Genomic DNA, 15,265 nt, shown 5'->3' with positions numbered 1-15,265 from the left:
GCACAGTCATGTCGCGTGTATGCGGCGAGCGGTGCACGAGGTGATCGCGTCGGCCGCCGACGGTTGCCGACCGGCCCCGTCGGGTGTGGAGGTCGATGCCGATCGACTTGCCGCACTGCCCGCGGCGGCGCCTGCGGTGCGCCGTCACGAAGACGGTGGAGTCGATCGTGGTGCTGTGCGAGTTGGCGCGGGCGGACGCGGTCACGGCGGACCAGGCGAATTGCGTTGCGCGTCGTTGTGTGTCCCGACGTCACGCTGATGGACCCGATCGCCGAGGAGACCTTCGTCGCCGCGCCTTCGGACGACACGCGCAAGACTGGGAAATACTGGACTTCACTGGAAGCTGTGCGTACGTTGCCCGCATGACGGATGCAGCGGTCGAGCTCGAGGAGCGGATCGCCGGGCTGCGGGCGGAGGTCCGGCGGGCGGCGGCCGGTGGTGACCGTGCGGGCGCCCGGCGGTTGCGGGCGGAGTTGCGGCGGGTGGAGAACCAGTGGGAGACAGCCGTTCTCGGGGAGGCGAGCGCAGCGGAACCCGAGAGCGGTGATCGGGAGTCGACCCCCGTGGTCGCCGTGCGTGATCACGTGCACCGCGCGCTCACCCTGCTCTCGGCGCCCGCGTCACCGAAGGTCGTGATGGCGGTGCACGAAGGGTTCTTCTCCGGCCAGCTGGTGGCCGCGCGGCTCACGAGCCTGCGCCGCGACGAGGAACGCTCCTTCCGCGCCGCCCCCTACGGCAGACCCTTCTACATCTGCGCGGCGCTCACCACCGATCTGATCGCGCCCGCCCGCGGGTTGCTGGCGGTGAGCACGTGGTCGCTGGCACGCCGTATGATCGGGCCGCTCAGTCCGCGCGTCGATCTGCTCACGGCGGTGATCCGGCTCGCGGAACACATGGTCGACCAGAACGCGACGGGTCCGGCGGCGCAGCGGGTGCTGTGGCGGCTCGCGGTGTCGGTCCCTGGCGTCGCGGGTTCGGCGGACGCGCTGGATCCGGCGGCGGTCGCGGCGGCGGCGCGGCGGGAATTGGCGGTGCACGCCGAGGACGACACCGGTCATCGCGAACAGGCGGCGCGCCGGGTGGCCCGTCAACTGGACGACGCGGCTGGGCAACTGTTCGGTGTTCGGCTGCGCGCGGCCGAACGGCGCGGAAACGAGTGGTGATGAACGATCTTGCGGCCCGCTTGGATCGGGTGCGTGACGACGCGCCGACCTGTCGGCACAATGCCCGCACCATCGCGGCGCTGACCACCAACCCCGGCTGTGTGCGGCGCGCGCTACTCGACGCCGCCTCGGTGGACAAGGCCGCCATCGCGCGCGAACTGGGTCACCCGCCGCAGTTCGGCCAGTCGCAGTTCGCGATCACCCGAGGCAACACCTTCGAGGCGATGGTGAAGGCGAACGGCTGCGCGGAACTGCTCGCGCTGCTGCGCGACACCCTCGGATTGTCGATTCCGGAGGTCGGGTACGTCGATCTGAACACGGTGGGCGACAACGCGAGCAACGTGGTGCGCCACCAGCGCACCCGCCAATTGCTGGGCCGCGCGATCCGCGACCACGAGGCCACCCTGTTCGACCATCCGCTGCTGCGCCTCGACATCGCGGGCGCCCCCGCGTATCTGGAGCCCGACGTGGTCGCCGTGCAGATCGACGGCCTTTTCCACGTGATCGAGATCAAATCCTTCCCGGTGATCGACGAGCAGGCCGATCCGACGCAGGTCGCGACCGCGGCCAAGCAGTCCGCCGTCTACGTCCTCGCGCTGCGACAACTGTTCGCCGAACTCGGCGAGAGCCAGGAACTGGTATCGCACAAGGCGATTCTGGTGTGCGCGCGCGATTTCACGAACCGCCCGACGGCCGCCATGGTCGATCTGCGCAAGCAGCTCGCGGTGGTGTCGCGACAGCTCTCGCGCATGACCTCCATCGAGAACCTGCTCGAATTACTGCCCCCGGGAGCGACATTCGCGCCGGGACCGGAACTCGGCGACACCATCGCCGCCATTCCGGCGCGCTACGCCCCCGACTGCATGTCGCACTGCGATCTCGCGTTCGCCTGCCGCGCCGAGGCACGCGCCGCCGGTTCGGTGGACGCGCTCGGCCGCGGCGTCTGCGACGACCTCGGCGGCATCGACAGCGTCGGCACCGCGCTCGGGCTGGCCGACGGCTCCTTCGCACCCGGACCCGAACACGCCGACATCGCGGCGATCCTGCGCGCCGCGCATCGGCTGCGCCTGGAGATCGCGGGATGAGTGTGCTCACCGCGCTGGCTCGGGTGCGGGCCGCGCACACGGGTCGCGCCGAACCGCTGGCGTCGGTGCGGCACTACCACCTCTCGGATCGCCCGCTGGTCATGATCCCGCTGCGCCTGGCGGGTGAGGCCGCCGCGCCGCTGGCGGTCATGCTCGGCACCGACCGCGAAGAGCCGACGGTGCTGATCGTCCCCCAGCCCCGCGACCGGGTGCTGCGCCTGCGTTTCGTCGAGGCGCTGGCCGGATACGTTCTGCCGCACGTGGCTTCGTACCTGGACGCCGCCGAGGACATCACCGACAAGTCCGGCGAGGTACTCGGCAGGCGCTGCCTCGACGCGGCCCAGATCTGGGTGCCCAATACCGGCGGCGTGGATTTCCTTCGCCTGCTCGGCCGTTCGGTGCGTTACAACAAGGTCGACGGACCGAATCCGGTCTCGCCGGAGATTCCCCTGCTCGGCCGCTGGCTGACCTGGTTCACCGAACGCGCCGAACGCCCCGGCTCGGCGTCGCTGCTCCCCATGACCTCGGTGCTCGCCATGCATTGGGCCACCGGCCAATCCGCGTTGGAGGACGCCAATCTCGCGGCGCTGCTGGGGTGGATCGCGCCGCCGCCCGGCCTGTCCGGCGCGCAAGCCGCCGCACTCGCGGAGGATCCGCTGCTCAGCCCGCCCGCCGGGCCCGCGACCGACCCCGGCTTCGACAACGAGGAACTGGCGCCGCTGGTCAACGCCTACGACACCGCGATCGACGATGTCGACGGCACCGCCAAAACCGTGGCGGCCCAACGCCTCGAGCAGGCACTGCGCACCCAGCTGGAACCGACATGGCATTTGCTGTGGCACGGCATCGACCTGCTGGCGGCCCTGCCCGAAGCCGCGAACGTCCCCGCCCGCTGGCAACGCGACCGCGGCTCCTTCACCTATTTCGCCGACACCATCGACGACGGCGTCGCCCAGGCCCGCCGCGACGCCGCCGTGTCGGCCGTGCGCCGCCTGCTCGACCGCGAGGCCGCGGCCGAAGCCTTCGCCGCCCAACGCGCCTACGACGACCCGCGTGTCATGGCCGAACACCGCCTGTCCGGTTCGGCGTTCCGCGCCACCGTCGTCGAGTGCGAACCCGACCGCGTCGACACCTCTGGCAAGCGCCCCGTGCTCCGTCCGCTGATCCGCGTCGACACCGCCGACCTGTTCACGCCGGCGCCCGGCGAGACCCTGCACAGCGCCGAACGCTCCAACCAGAAGGCCAAGGTTCTCGACTTCGACAGCGGCACAGTCACTCTCGAACTGTCCGGCGGTATGGGAAACGGCCGCCAGGCCAAACCGGGAACCGTTCCGCAGGTGGGTGATTCGGTCGGCTTCACCCGCTTCTCCCTCGGCTCCGCAGGCGGCAGGCTCACCCTGCCCGAACCCGAGGACACCCCGTGGACCCACGGCGGTCCCCCGCCGGAATACGAGCCCGACCAGCCCGAGGAGTCCTGGTGACGAAATCCGCCGACGAGGTCACCGCCGAAATCCTCGCCGACCTGGAGAATCCGACGCACCGCGCGATCGTGGTCGACTCGCCGCCCGGTGCGGGCAAATCCACGCTCGTGGTGCGCGCGGCCCGGCGCCTGGCCGCCGACGGCGCGCAGCGCATGATCGTCGCCCAGACCAACGAACAGGTCGACGACCTCGTCGACCGTCTCGCCCAGGCGGATTCGGCGCTGCTCATCGGAAGGCTCTCCGCCGCCAACTATGTCACCTCCGACCGAGTGGCCGCGCACCCGAACGTGGCGGTCGCCACCCGCCCCGCCGACCTCGCCGACCGCGCGATCATCATCGGCACCGCCGCCAAATGGGCCACCATCGACGACGGCACCTGGGAATGGGCGATCATCGACGAGGCGTACCAGATGCGCTCGGATATGTTGCTGCGCATCGCGAACCGCTTCCAGCACGGGCTGTTCGTGGGCGATCCCGGTCAGCTCGACCCGTTCGCCACTGTCGATGTCGACCGCTGGAAGGGCCTGTCCTGGGATCCGACCATGAGCGCCGTCAGCGTCATGCTCGCCAACAACCCCGGCATCCCCATCCACCGCCTGCCCGTCTCCTGGCGTCTGCCCGCCTCCGCGGCCCCCGTCGTGTCCGCCGCCTTCTACCCGTTCACCGGATTCCGCGCGGGCACCGAACCCGGAACGCGCCGTATGGAATTCAGCACCGCCGGACTGCTCGGCCCGCTCGACGAAGCCCTCGACGAGGCCGCCCGCTCCGGCTGGGCCTGGTACGAACTGCCCGCCCGCCACACCCTGCGCACCGACGCCGAAGCCGTGTCCGCCCTCGCCGCCCTCACCAACCGCCTGCTCGCCCGCGCCGCGGTCACCCACTCCGAACAGGGCACCCGCCCCGTCACCGCCGACCGCGTCGCCATCGGCACCGCGCACCGCGACCAGGCCGAAGCCCTGCGCACCGCGCTGCGCGACACCCCCGCCGCCGCCGTCACGGTCGACACCGCCAACCGCCTCCAGGGCCGCGAATACGACGTCACCTTCGTGCTGCACCCCCTGTCCGGCCGCCGCGACGCGGGCGCCTTCCACCTCGAAGCGGGCCGCCTCTGCGTGCTCACCTCCCGTCACCGCCACGCCTGCGTCGTCGTCGGCCGAGCCGGAATCCCCGAACTCCTCGACGCCCACCCCTCCGCCGAACCCGTCCACCTCGGCGTCGAAGTCAAGTTCCCCGACGGCTGGGAAGCCAACCAGGCCCTACTGACCCACCTGGCCCGCCACCGCGTCATCGCCGACGCCGTCACCCCGACGCTCTGAATCTGCCGGACTCATCCGGTCTCGGTGTCGGTGCCGTCGTGCAGGACCCATCTGTGCCTGCCGTCGGATTTCGCGCGGTAGAGGGCTCGGTCGGCGGCGTCGAGCAGTGCCGTCGCTTCCTGATCGGATACTTCGGCGACGACCGCGCCGATGCTGACCGACATGCGGACGTCGTACTCGCCGACCGCGATCGGGGTGGTCAGCGAGGCCAGCAACGCGTCGGCGACGGCCACGACCCGGGTGTCGTCGGCCGGGGGCGGGATCAGGACGACGAATTCGTCGCCGCCGATGCGTGTGACGGTGTAGTCGTACTCGGCGACGGCCGATTGCAGGCGGTGCGCGACCGCGGCGAGTACGGAGTCGCCGATGGTGTGCCCGTACTGGTCGTTGACCAGCTTGAACTGGTCGAGGTCTGCGAAACACAACCCGATGCGGTCATCGGAGGTCGCCGCGGTGACGATGGCGTCGATCTGTTCCAGCAGCCCGCGCCGGTTGGACAGGCCGGTGAGCGCGTCGTGGCGGGCCTGCCAGTGCAGTTCCTCCTGGAGTCGGCGCCGCTCGGTGACGTCCTCGGCCACCGCGACGAAGGTGTCGGGATGGCCGCCCGGCCCCGGCACCAGGGTCACGACGACCGACGACCACCTGACCTCGCCGTCCGGGCGGATCATCCTGGATTCGACGCGCGCGGTGCTCGAACCCCTGCCCATCTGGTCGAGGAACTGCGCGTTGGCCTCGTCGACGTCGTCGGGGTGGGTGTAGTCGAACACCGACAGGGTGCGCAGCGCCTCGAGCGGAACACCCATCTGTGCCGCCATGGCCGGGTTGGTGTAGCGCACGGTGCCGTCGAGGTCGCCGATGACGACACCGACGGCCGCACTGTCCAGGGCCGCTCGAAACGCTTCCTCGGTGATCGCGCGCGGCTCCGACGGGTCGATCGGGACCGAGCTCACGGCCCTCGCGCTCTTCTCCCGATACCCCCTGACGACCGACGCCAGCAGCACCGACGCCCGCCGTTCCGCATCGTCCACCAGACTGACCGCCGCCAGTTTCCGCAGCGGGAGCACCGACGATATCGGCGCGGCCTCCGGCAATCCCGCGGTGACCAGCGCCGCCCCGACCTGGAGCCCGACCGCGGCGTCGAACGGGTCGGTGTTCATCGACGCGGCGAGTTCGGCGATGAGATCCGCGAGCACCTCCTCGACGTTGCCGGGCGCGACCGCGGACGGGCTCGAGGCGATGATGTGTTCCCACCATTGCACCGCGAGCAGTGTCCGTTCGGCGTCCTCCATGTCGATACTTCCTCGCAGGTCTTTCCTCGCCACCGTCGCTCTCCGTTGGTCCCCACCGTCCTGAAGTGGGTGTGGCACGCATCACAATACCGACCGCCCCGCCCGAGATGTGCGCCAACCGCCACGAAGACCACCCAACCACCGCGACATAACAGGCAAATCACCGCGCACGCCTCGTGCAGCCGTTTCCCGAACAAGCTACCCACCAGCACATCGCCCACAATGTAAATTTCGATACAAGCCAGGCGCCGAGCCACGCCCGCGCCGACCTCGATGCCGAGGCGGATGACCACTCGCCTGCCGTCCGATCTCGATCCAGTAGCGCGGGCCGCGTCCACCGTCGACCATCTCCATCCGGCCCCCCGGGGAGGCAACCACCGCTCCGGCGGACGGACAGTCGACACCCCCCGTTCCCGGCCCGACCGTCGCCGCACTCCGGACAGGCACATGGAACACCGCAGCGAACCCCCGTCGATGCGCCCGACCGATCCGATCTTTCCGATCGCCCACCTGGACATATGTCGAGCCACGACAACAAATCCGCTGAACACACGGCACGCACCCAACGATATTCGGCCAGACGGCATGTGCGCACGATGTCGATATGCCCATTACCGCTCGGGCGACATGAACCATTCGATTTCCCGGGCGGCCGCCAAATAGTCACGACCGGACGGTATGTAGAACCTTTGTTCGGCCCCGAATATACACCCCTCTGCGAATACTCCAGAAAGGCAACGACCAGCCGGCGCCCTCGCCGATCCCTATGGTTCAATCGGTCGAGCGCTGCGCGGGGGGAGGTGCGATGACCGTAATGATTTCTCATGAGCTGCCGGACGGTTCGATGCCCGTCAACGGCATGCAAGAGGACCTCAGCCGTGCGTATGTCCATATGCTCGCCAGCTCGTGCGGGTTGAGTACTGACACCGGCCAATGTCGCTCAGTTTCTCGCCACTCGTAATTGGACCTGCCAGAACGATCGCACCTTCGACCAGACCTGGGTATTGGAGGCCGCCGAAGGCAGGCGGACAGCTTCGGTTCTCCTGCCGCGCGACCCGACGTTCGTGGACTACCGGAAGAGGCTCCGCGAGGCCGTGGATACCGTCTTGTCCACCTATCGTCTCGCGCTACCCGAGCTGATCGAGCAGATCGCATCGGCACATGCGGACCTGTTCTTCGTCAGGATCGACCAGGTGATGTCGGACAGCACGATCCCCTTGCGACAAGCCGCCACGCTCATCGAGAGCATCGATCAAATGATACGAACCGCGGCCATCTCAGCGCACAATCCGCAATCGAGCGGCCGAGGTCGAATCCCTGAATTCGTCAGCGATTTCCTGAAGGACGATATTCGCATGGGACACACGAAAAAGGGGAGTTTCGTCCTGACCGTCGCGGCTCGAATAGACGAATCCGAAACGCAGATGCCGGACCGAAGTTCGCGGAATTCCGACAGCGAGCACATACCCAGCTTCACCCGACAGGTGATGGTCACGCTGGCGAAGAGTTTGGACGTGACTCGCAGGTTCGCCGCGAATCAAGCCGAGTTCGCCGGCGTCGGTGACGCCGTCGCGCAGGGCCTGAAGCTTCAGATCGTCCAGGCGCTCCAGGAGATGAGCGATGCGGAAGGGCTGCGAGCACTCGACCTGTCGTTCGAATGGGCATCGGCCGAACCGCAACGAACCTCTGTGCCGACACACGTCTGCCTGAGCCGCGAGATGATCGACGTATTGCCGGAGATCGAGCGCCGCTTGGTCCGAAGTACGGCGCCACAGGAAGTCACGATCGTCGGTCCCGTCAAGGAACTGAAGATGATCGACGGTGACGATGTGTCCGACGACGAGCACGGTGGCGAGATCGTAGTGCACGCTGAAATCGACAATAAGATGCGCAGGATCGTAGTCCCGTTGAATGCCGAAGACTACAACTGGGCGATCGCCGCGCACCGGGCAAGATTGCCGTTCACCGCCACCGGAACATTGGGTAAACGCGGCAACCTGTGGCGCCTGAGCGGACCGATACGGGTCGACCGCTCATTTCTGGAGTTCCAACTGAAGGCCTCCGACGAGTAGGTGACGCGTTCAGCGGAGGATGCCCGCGGCGCGGGCGGCGATCAGCCAGTCGGGGAATTCGCCGAGGAGGCGTTGGTAGAGGTTGTCGTCGGTGGTCCGGTCTATGTCGTCCACGGCGAAGAAGCCCGCGTTGTCGACAACGCGGCCGTCCATGGTGTCGAGGGCGCGCAGGATGCCGTAGTCGGCGCGGCCGAGGCCGATGAACTGCCAGAAGATGGGGAGGGTCGAGGCTTCGCGCATCAGGGCGGTGATCTTGCGTTTCTCGTGGAAGCCGCCGTCGGTGAAGAACAGGACCAGGGTGGGGTCCGCGGCGGGGTCGAGGGTGTCCATGATTTCGCGCATGATCGGGATCTCGTTGTTCACCGCGCCGATGCGGCCGTAATCGATGCCGCCGCGTTTGCCGGACAAATGCAGGAAGGTGTCGCACCATTCGTCGGCGCGGTCGACGGTGACCGGGGGAAGCGCGGCGAATTTGTTGGCGTACAGGTAGGGCTCGAGTCGGCCGTCGTCGTCGAGTTGGATCGCCACCGGGATCATTCGCTGCACGACGCGTTTCAGCACGCCTTTGCGGTACAGGCTGGTCATGCTGCCGGTCTTGTCGATCACCAGGACGATCCGCGCGCGTGCGCCCTGCGCGCCCTTGGTCAGCAGGACCTTGGCAACCGCCTGTTTGCGCAGGTCCAGCTGTTGGCGCTTCTCGAGGGACAGCCGTTCCTCACCCGGAGCGGTCCGGATCGGGGACGGGTTGTGGTAGCCGGGCGGTGCACCCGGCGGTGGGTAACCGAAACCGGCGGGCGCACTGGTTCCGGGAGCGCCACGCGAGGAGTCGAACCCGGTTGGCGCGCCCGGAACCGGCGCACCCTGCTGCGGTGAGCCGAATCCGCCCGCGCCCGGTGGGGCTTGCTGCGGCGAACCGAACCAGGGGGTGCCGCCGCCGGGCGGTGGGGCGTACCCGTCCGGCGGCTGATTGCCGTAACCACCGGGTGTTCCGGTGGTCGGAGTTGGATGGCCGGGCGCGGGCGGCGCCGGTTGGTTCGGCGGCGCGGAAGCCCATCCCGCCGGAGCCGGGGCGCCCGGCACACCGGGTGGAGGTGGCGGGACAGGCTGGTTCCCCGTCGCCGGACCCCACCCCGGGGCGGGCTGCGGAGTGGGCGCCCAGCCTCCCGGCGTCGAGCCGAACGGCGCAGCCTGCCCGGCGACGGGCGACGCGGGCGCTCCAGCACGAGTTTCCCCGCCGAATCCGGGCGCGGGCGGGCTCTGCGGCGCGGGCGCGTCCTCGACGACGATGCCGTGATCGGTGACGAGAGCCGCGAATCCCCCCGCGTACCCCTGACCGACCGCGCGCACCTTCCACGCGCCGCCGCGCCGGTACAACTCGACCGCGATGACCACCGATTCGACGCCGAGTCCGTCGATACGGAAATGGCACAGCGGATTCCCGGCGGCGTCGGAAACCGTCGCGGTGGGTGCGGGCAGCGCGCCGAAGGTGGCGTTCGGGCCGTCGAGGCTGATCACCGCGCGCACTTCGGTGATGTCGGACGGCACGGCGGCGGTGGATATCGCCAGCGCGGAATTCGGTCCGGCCGGTCCGTGGCTCAGCCGCACGCCCTGACCTACCGGATTGTTGTAGAAGACGAAATCACCGTCGGAGCGCACCTTCCCGCGGTCGGTCACCAGCAGGGCCGACAGGTCAGCGGGGGCGGCGACCTGCACGGAGATCGTCACCTCGCCTGCGGGTAGCGGGCTGTTCTGGCCCTTCGCCAAGTGGGTCGCGGTCACGCCGGAGCCTTTCTGCCTCGGAACGGTTCGTGCGCCCCCGCACGGTCCATCCCGCTCTGGCGCATATCCAGCAAATCGTAATTGCACCGACGCTTTTTCACCCGTCTTCCGCCGATACCGCCGCACGATGGATCCGACCCGGACCGTCCGGCGCCCCCGCTACCGATCGAGACTCACCGTCGAGCGCCGAACCATCAGATTCGCTTGCGGCGCATACGTTGTCGTTGACTTGAGAATCACATTCTTCAATACTGAGAGGGCAATTCATGCCGTCTCGACGCGCACCGCCGCGCGGCGACCGAAAGGGGGGACATGACCGACCCGACCACGCCCGCGATCGCGAAAGCGCCGGCGTCGCAGGCGGATACCCGGCGCGCACTGATCTCCAGCTTTCTCGGTTCGACGGTCGAGTACTACGATTTCCTGCTCTACGGCGCGGCGGCGGGCCTGGTCTTCCCGGATCTGTTCTTCCCGAGCGACATGGACCACTCCCTCGGCGCGACCCTGTCGTTCGTGATCCTGCTCGCGGGCTATGTCTCCCGCCCGATCGGCGGAATCCTGTTCGGCCACTTCGGCGATCGCTTCGGCAGGCGGAACATGCTGGTGATCACGTTGACCATGATGGGACTGGTCTCCGTCGTCATCGGCCTCATGCCGACCTACGAGACCATCGGCGTGGCCGCGCCGATCGTGCTGGTCGTCCTGCGCGTCGTGCAAGGGCTCGCGGTGGGCGGGGAATGGGCGGGCGCGACGCTGATGGCCGCCGAGCACGTCGAGGAACAGCGGCGCGGATTCGCGGCGTCGGTGCCGGTGACCGGCGGCGCCGCGGGTTCGGTGCTGGCCACCTTGATCCTCGGCGCCTTCTCCGGCCTGCCGGACGATGCCTTCCTCGGGTGGGGCTGGCGGATTCCGTTCCTGCTGTCGGCGGCCCTGGTCGTCGTCGGTCTCTACATTCGGCGGCAGGTCACCGAGTCGCCCGAGTTCGCCGACGCGCGCGCCGAGGGCTCGGTGCACACGGGCGTGCCGATCCTGAGCGTGCTGCGCTTGTACCGACTGTCCTGCGTGTACGGGATTCTCGCCGCGGCCGGTCCGCTGTTCCTGCAGGCGCTGCTGGCGGTCTGGGTGGTGCCGCACGTCGCCGACCGGGGTGTGGTGCCCCGCCAGGACGCCCTCTACATGCTCACCTTCTCGACCGCGCTGTTCATCGTCGCGATCCCCACCTTCGCGCGACTCTCGGACCGTTTCGGCAGACGCCCGGTGATGCTCGCGGGCGCCGCGCTGTCGGCGATCCTGGTCTTCCCGATGTTCGCGCTGCTCAATTCGAGTGAATATTGGCTGGTAGCACTGGGTTTCGTACTCGGCAACCCGATCATGCAGGCGGCCATATACGGACCGATGGGCGCGTTCCTCGCGGAGAAGTTCGCGACCGAGCACCGCTACACCGGCGTCTCGCTGACCTACCAGGTCGGTTCGGTACTCGGCGCGGGAACCGCTCCACTGCTGGCGAATTGGCTGTTCGACCTGGACAACGGCGGCGGCACGAACAATATCGCCTGCTACTTCCTCGTCCTGCTCGCCATCGCCGCGCTCGCGGTGTACCTGTCACGCGAGACCGCGGTCCGGAGCCCGAAACCCGTTGACCGCGTGCGGGAAACCCTTCGAACCGAGCACTGATCCGGCTCACTCCCCTTCGGTCGGCCGGTCCGACAGCAGTCCGCCGCGCAGCAGTTCGGCGACCGCGCCGTCCCAGCGATCGAGTTGCTCCGGGTCGGCGAGCGGTGCGGGCAGGTGCCGCTCGATCTGCCTGCGCAGCATCACCGTGCCGAGCACCAGGATCAGGGGATGCAGCGCCGCCCAGGTGCGGTCGATGTCGGGGCGCAGCAGACCGTGATCGGCCAACTGGTCCCACTGGCCCGCGCTGATCGCGACCAGACCGTCGAAGATCGTGTGCGCGAGATCGTCGCCGTCGACGAACGCGCGCGCCAGATAGTCGACCACCTCGGGATGTTCGATCATGATCGAGCAGACTCGATGGCCGATCTCGCCGAAGGTGTCGGCGGGCGGTGCGGGCAGCGGGCGCGCGGCCACCCCGTCGGCCACCACCCCGAGTACGAATTCGTTCACGGCCGTGACCAGCCCGGATTTGGTGCCGAAATGATGCTGCACCAGGCCGATCGATACCTGCGCGGCAGTAGCCACCGACCGCAGCGACGTCGCGGCTATGCCTTCGGCGGCAAAGCATTTCAACGCGGCAACCAGTATGCGATCGGCCGCCGACGGGTCGGGTCGCGCCGGGCGTGGGAACGGTGGTGCTTGGCTCACCGAACCACTATAGAAAATACGGACATATTGTGTCACAATACGTTCATATTGTGACCGAGAGGCTCACACTGCACAGGGGCTCACACTGCACACCGAAGGGCGGAGGGGAGCATGACGACCGCCGAGCACGAAACAGACGACACGCGCGCATTGCGATGGTCGGCGGTGGCATTCGCGATCGGATTCGCGATCCACGGCATCGACCATTTCCGCAGGGGCATGTCGGCCTCGCCGATGGCGATCATGATCGGCGGAAACATCCAGGCGATTCTCATCGCCGTCGTGGTGTACATGGTGTTCACCCACCGCCGTCGAGCGGCCGAGGCGGCGATGGCGATCGGATTCGGCAGCGCGGCGGTCTTCGTCTACGCGCACCTGCTGCCGACATTCTGGAGCGATTTCCAGGACAGCTACATTTCACTGCCGCACACGAACGTCACGTGGTTCTCCTGGTTCAGCGCGGTGACCGAGATCGGCGCGGGCGTCGTCTTCGGCTGCGTCGGCCTCGCCACCGTCCGGGCACGCGGAGCAGCGGGAAATACGCGCGTCGCGGAGTCGGTGCGATGAAGGTCCTCGTTCTCGGTGGTTACGGCGCCGTCGGCAGGCATCTGGTCGCCGCGTTGCGCGGGGCGGGCGAAACCGTGGTCACCGCCGGGCGTGATCCCGCCCGCGCGGATACGGTGGTCGACCTCGCCGATCCGGCGCTCACCGGCTACCGCGCCGCACTGCGCGGCACGGATATCGTCGTGAACACCTCAGGTGCGGAGAATCCGGAACTCGCCGCCGTCGCGGGAATTTCCGGATGCGCGTTCGTCGACATCACCGCCACGTCCGGATATATCGAGAAATTACGGGAACTGCGCGATCCGGGCCCGATCCTGGTCGATGTCGGATTGGCTCCCGGACTCACCGACCTGCTCGCCGTCGCGGTGCACGCCGAATCACTCGGCCCCGTGGACATCGCGGTACTGCTCGGCGCGGGCGAGAAGCACGGCGCGGCGGCGACGGAATGGTCATACGGCCTGCTGGGCAAGCACTTCCACGATCAAGGCGCCCGCATCCGCAACTACACCCGGCCCGAACGGTTCCACCTACCCGGCGAGTCGAGCCCGCGCACCCTGTACCGCGTCGATTTCGCCGACCAACACACGCTGCGTCGCCAACTCGGGGTGCCGGTTCGCACCTTCTTCGGTCTCGACTCCCGACCGGCCACCGTCGCGCTTGCCGCGCTCACCTGGATTCCCGGTGCGTCGAAAGCCCCACGCGGACTCAGCCTTCCCGGCACGGAACGGTGGACCGTCATGGCACGCGGCCGCGACGGCGTCGGCAGGTGGGCGCGCGGCGCCAACCAATCCCGCGCCACCGCGACGATCACCGCGGGCGCCGTGCCACACGCCATGAAGGCCGCACCCGGCGTGCACGCGCTCCAAGACCTGTGCACCTTGGACGATCTGGCGACCCCCGAAATCGAAACCGGCCGAATACCGGCCTGAACCACGCCACCGTCTCCGGCGACATACCCGCCGCGAACAAGTGGACCCATGACGATACGGTGGGCCTATGACCGCGATAGCCAGATTCGGCGCGGTGTCGTTCGACAGCTCGGATCCGCGCCTGCTCGGGCGGTTCTATCGTGACCTGCTTGAGTTCGACCTGCGCTACGAATCCGATCATCTCGTCGTTCTCGTCGGCGGCGGCGTCACCATCACCGTCGAGCACGTCGCCGACCATCGGCCACCCGACTGGCCAGGCAACGACGTACCCAAGCAGATGCACCTGGACCTGCTGGTCGATGACCTCGACTCCGCCGAGGCGGCCGCGATCGAACACGGTGCGGTGCGCGCCGAATTCCAGCCCGTCCCGGACCGCTGGCGTGTGCTGATCGACCCCGCGGGGCATCCGTTCTGCCTGGCGCTCGCACCCGATACCGCAGGCTGAATCCCGGCCGTTGCCAGGGGTTTCAGCCCGATCCGCCCACGGTGACGTCGATATCGGTGAGCTGACCGTATTCGTCGAACTCGACGACACCGTCCATATCCGCGCCCTCGAAGCGCAGCGTGTCCTCGGACCCGGTGACGGACAGTCCGCGCAACGTCAGGTAGCTGAGCACCGCCTCGTATTCGTCGGGCGGGCACACGGCCGCGATGCCCTCGGTCACCACACGCGACAGTCTCGGCCCGGTCGGCGCGGCCAGTTCGAAACTCGGGTGCTCGAGCAGGAAGGCGACGAAAGTGCCGCCCTCCGCGGCGAGTTGGTAGCCGACCCAGCGGCCCGCGAGCGGTTTGGCCGCTTCCATCATCGCCCACGCCATCGCGCTCGGCTCGATATCGAGGCCGATCGCGTCGAACGGCACCTCGGCGGAGGACAATTCGAGAATTCCGCGCTCGGCCCCGGCATCGCGCACGGACCGCGCGGCGGCCGTCAGCTCGTCGGCGAACCCCATCGGATTCGCCCACGACCACAACCACGACCGCGGACCCGGTGCGGCGCTGCCGAGCAGGTGCACGCCGGTGCATTCGAGAGTCCCCCACGCGCAGCGGAATTCGAAGCGCGACGCACCGAGCTCGAAGTAGAAGGAGTGGTCCGCGCCGAGCACCTCCGCGAGGTGCAACTGGTGCTCGTAGGACAGCAGGGCGGCGGCGTCGATCAACTGGACGAAGGTCGAGGCGTTGGACACCGCGCTCACGGTAGCCGCAGGCGTCGCCGAGGACACCACTTCGGCGAGTGAACCGGCCGGTAGCCGGGTAGTAGTTTCCCG

General features: G+C 68.4%; 13 protein-coding genes. 9 read left to right on the top strand and 4 right to left on the bottom strand.

The features are described from left to right. Window positions 1-362: 362 nt before the first annotated feature. The 4 genes from IT779_RS27490 to IT779_RS27475 are packed head-to-tail and all read left to right on the top strand — an operon-like array spanning window position 363 to window position 5,045. Window positions 363-1,163: a hypothetical protein gene (locus IT779_RS27490; RefSeq protein ID WP_196152333.1), complete on the top strand. Its 801-nt coding sequence runs from the start codon at window positions 363-365 to the stop codon at window positions 1,161-1,163. Beyond that, window positions 1,163-2,248, top strand: coding sequence for a hypothetical protein (locus IT779_RS27485; RefSeq protein ID WP_196152332.1), 1,086 nt, complete (start codon window positions 1,163-1,165; stop codon window positions 2,246-2,248). The genes IT779_RS27490 and IT779_RS27485 overlap by 1 nt, the downstream gene beginning before the upstream one ends. After that, window positions 2,245-3,729 carry a hypothetical protein gene (locus IT779_RS27480; protein ID WP_196152331.1) on the top strand — a complete coding sequence of 495 codons (1,485 nt, stop codon included), beginning with the start codon at window positions 2,245-2,247 and terminating at the stop codon, window positions 3,727-3,729. Before IT779_RS27485 ends, IT779_RS27480 begins: the two co-directional genes overlap by 4 nt. Then, window positions 3,726-5,045, top strand: a complete 1,320-nt coding sequence (locus IT779_RS27475) for an AAA domain-containing protein (protein WP_332838987.1) — start codon at window positions 3,726-3,728, stop codon at window positions 5,043-5,045. The genes IT779_RS27480 and IT779_RS27475 overlap by 4 nt, the downstream gene beginning before the upstream one ends. Before the next feature lie 11 nt (window positions 5,046-5,056). Here IT779_RS27475 and IT779_RS27470 read toward each other — a convergent pair whose 3' ends face one another. Then, window positions 5,057-6,367 (bottom strand): diguanylate cyclase domain-containing protein, encoded by a 1,311-nt coding sequence (locus IT779_RS27470; RefSeq protein WP_196152330.1) that lies wholly within the window; start codon window positions 6,365-6,367, stop codon window positions 5,057-5,059. A gap of 1,061 nt (window positions 6,368-7,428) precedes the next feature. Here IT779_RS27470 and IT779_RS27465 point away from each other — a divergent pair. After that, window positions 7,429-8,406: a hypothetical protein gene (locus IT779_RS27465; protein WP_196152329.1), complete on the top strand. Its 978-nt coding sequence runs from the start codon at window positions 7,429-7,431 to the stop codon at window positions 8,404-8,406. Between the two features lie 9 nt (window positions 8,407-8,415). Here the strand turns inward: IT779_RS27465 and IT779_RS39125 are convergent, their stop codons facing one another. Next, a complete protein-coding gene (locus tag IT779_RS39125) occupies window positions 8,416-10,185 on the bottom strand; it encodes a VWA domain-containing protein (protein ID WP_408637799.1) in 1,770 nt (589 codons plus the stop codon). A 312-nt stretch (window positions 10,186-10,497) separates the two neighbouring features. Between IT779_RS39125 and IT779_RS27455 the strand changes: the two genes are divergently transcribed. Beyond that, a complete protein-coding gene (locus tag IT779_RS27455) occupies window positions 10,498-11,859 on the top strand; it encodes an MFS transporter (protein WP_196152328.1) in 1,362 nt (453 codons plus the stop codon). A gap of 6 nt (window positions 11,860-11,865) precedes the next feature. Here IT779_RS27455 and IT779_RS27450 read toward each other — a convergent pair whose 3' ends face one another. Beyond that, complete coding sequence (locus IT779_RS27450) at window positions 11,866-12,507, bottom strand: TetR/AcrR family transcriptional regulator (RefSeq protein ID WP_196152327.1); 642 nt, start codon at window positions 12,505-12,507, stop codon at window positions 11,866-11,868. Window positions 12,508-12,618: 111 nt separating this feature from the next. Between IT779_RS27450 and IT779_RS38125 the strand changes: the two genes are divergently transcribed. The 3 genes from IT779_RS38125 (at window position 12,619) to IT779_RS27435 (ending at window position 14,445) form a co-directional block, all read left to right on the top strand. Further along, the gene (locus tag IT779_RS38125) at window positions 12,619-13,074 is read left to right on the top strand and encodes a hypothetical protein (protein WP_232542153.1); all 456 of its coding nucleotides are present in this window, start codon (window positions 12,619-12,621) and stop codon (window positions 13,072-13,074) included. Then, window positions 13,071-14,000 carry a saccharopine dehydrogenase family protein gene (locus tag IT779_RS27440; RefSeq protein ID WP_196152326.1) on the top strand — a complete coding sequence of 310 codons (930 nt, stop codon included), beginning with the start codon at window positions 13,071-13,073 and terminating at the stop codon, window positions 13,998-14,000. Before IT779_RS38125 ends, IT779_RS27440 begins: the two co-directional genes overlap by 4 nt. A 67-nt stretch (window positions 14,001-14,067) precedes the next feature. Beyond that, window positions 14,068-14,445 carry a VOC family protein gene (locus tag IT779_RS27435; protein ID WP_196152325.1) on the top strand — a complete coding sequence of 126 codons (378 nt, stop codon included), beginning with the start codon at window positions 14,068-14,070 and terminating at the stop codon, window positions 14,443-14,445. 22 nt (window positions 14,446-14,467) lie between these two features. Here IT779_RS27435 and IT779_RS27430 read toward each other — a convergent pair whose 3' ends face one another. Further along, window positions 14,468-15,184, bottom strand: a complete 717-nt coding sequence (locus tag IT779_RS27430; RefSeq protein WP_196152324.1) for a DUF6882 domain-containing protein — start codon at window positions 15,182-15,184, stop codon at window positions 14,468-14,470. Window positions 15,185-15,265: the final 81 nt, after the last annotated feature.

Origin of the sequence: Nocardia bovistercoris, from assembly GCF_015674855.1 — a bacterium.
Classification (GTDB): domain Bacteria; phylum Actinomycetota; class Actinomycetes; order Mycobacteriales; family Mycobacteriaceae; genus Nocardia; species Nocardia bovistercoris.
This window is presented reverse-complemented; position numbering and strand designations above follow the sequence as displayed.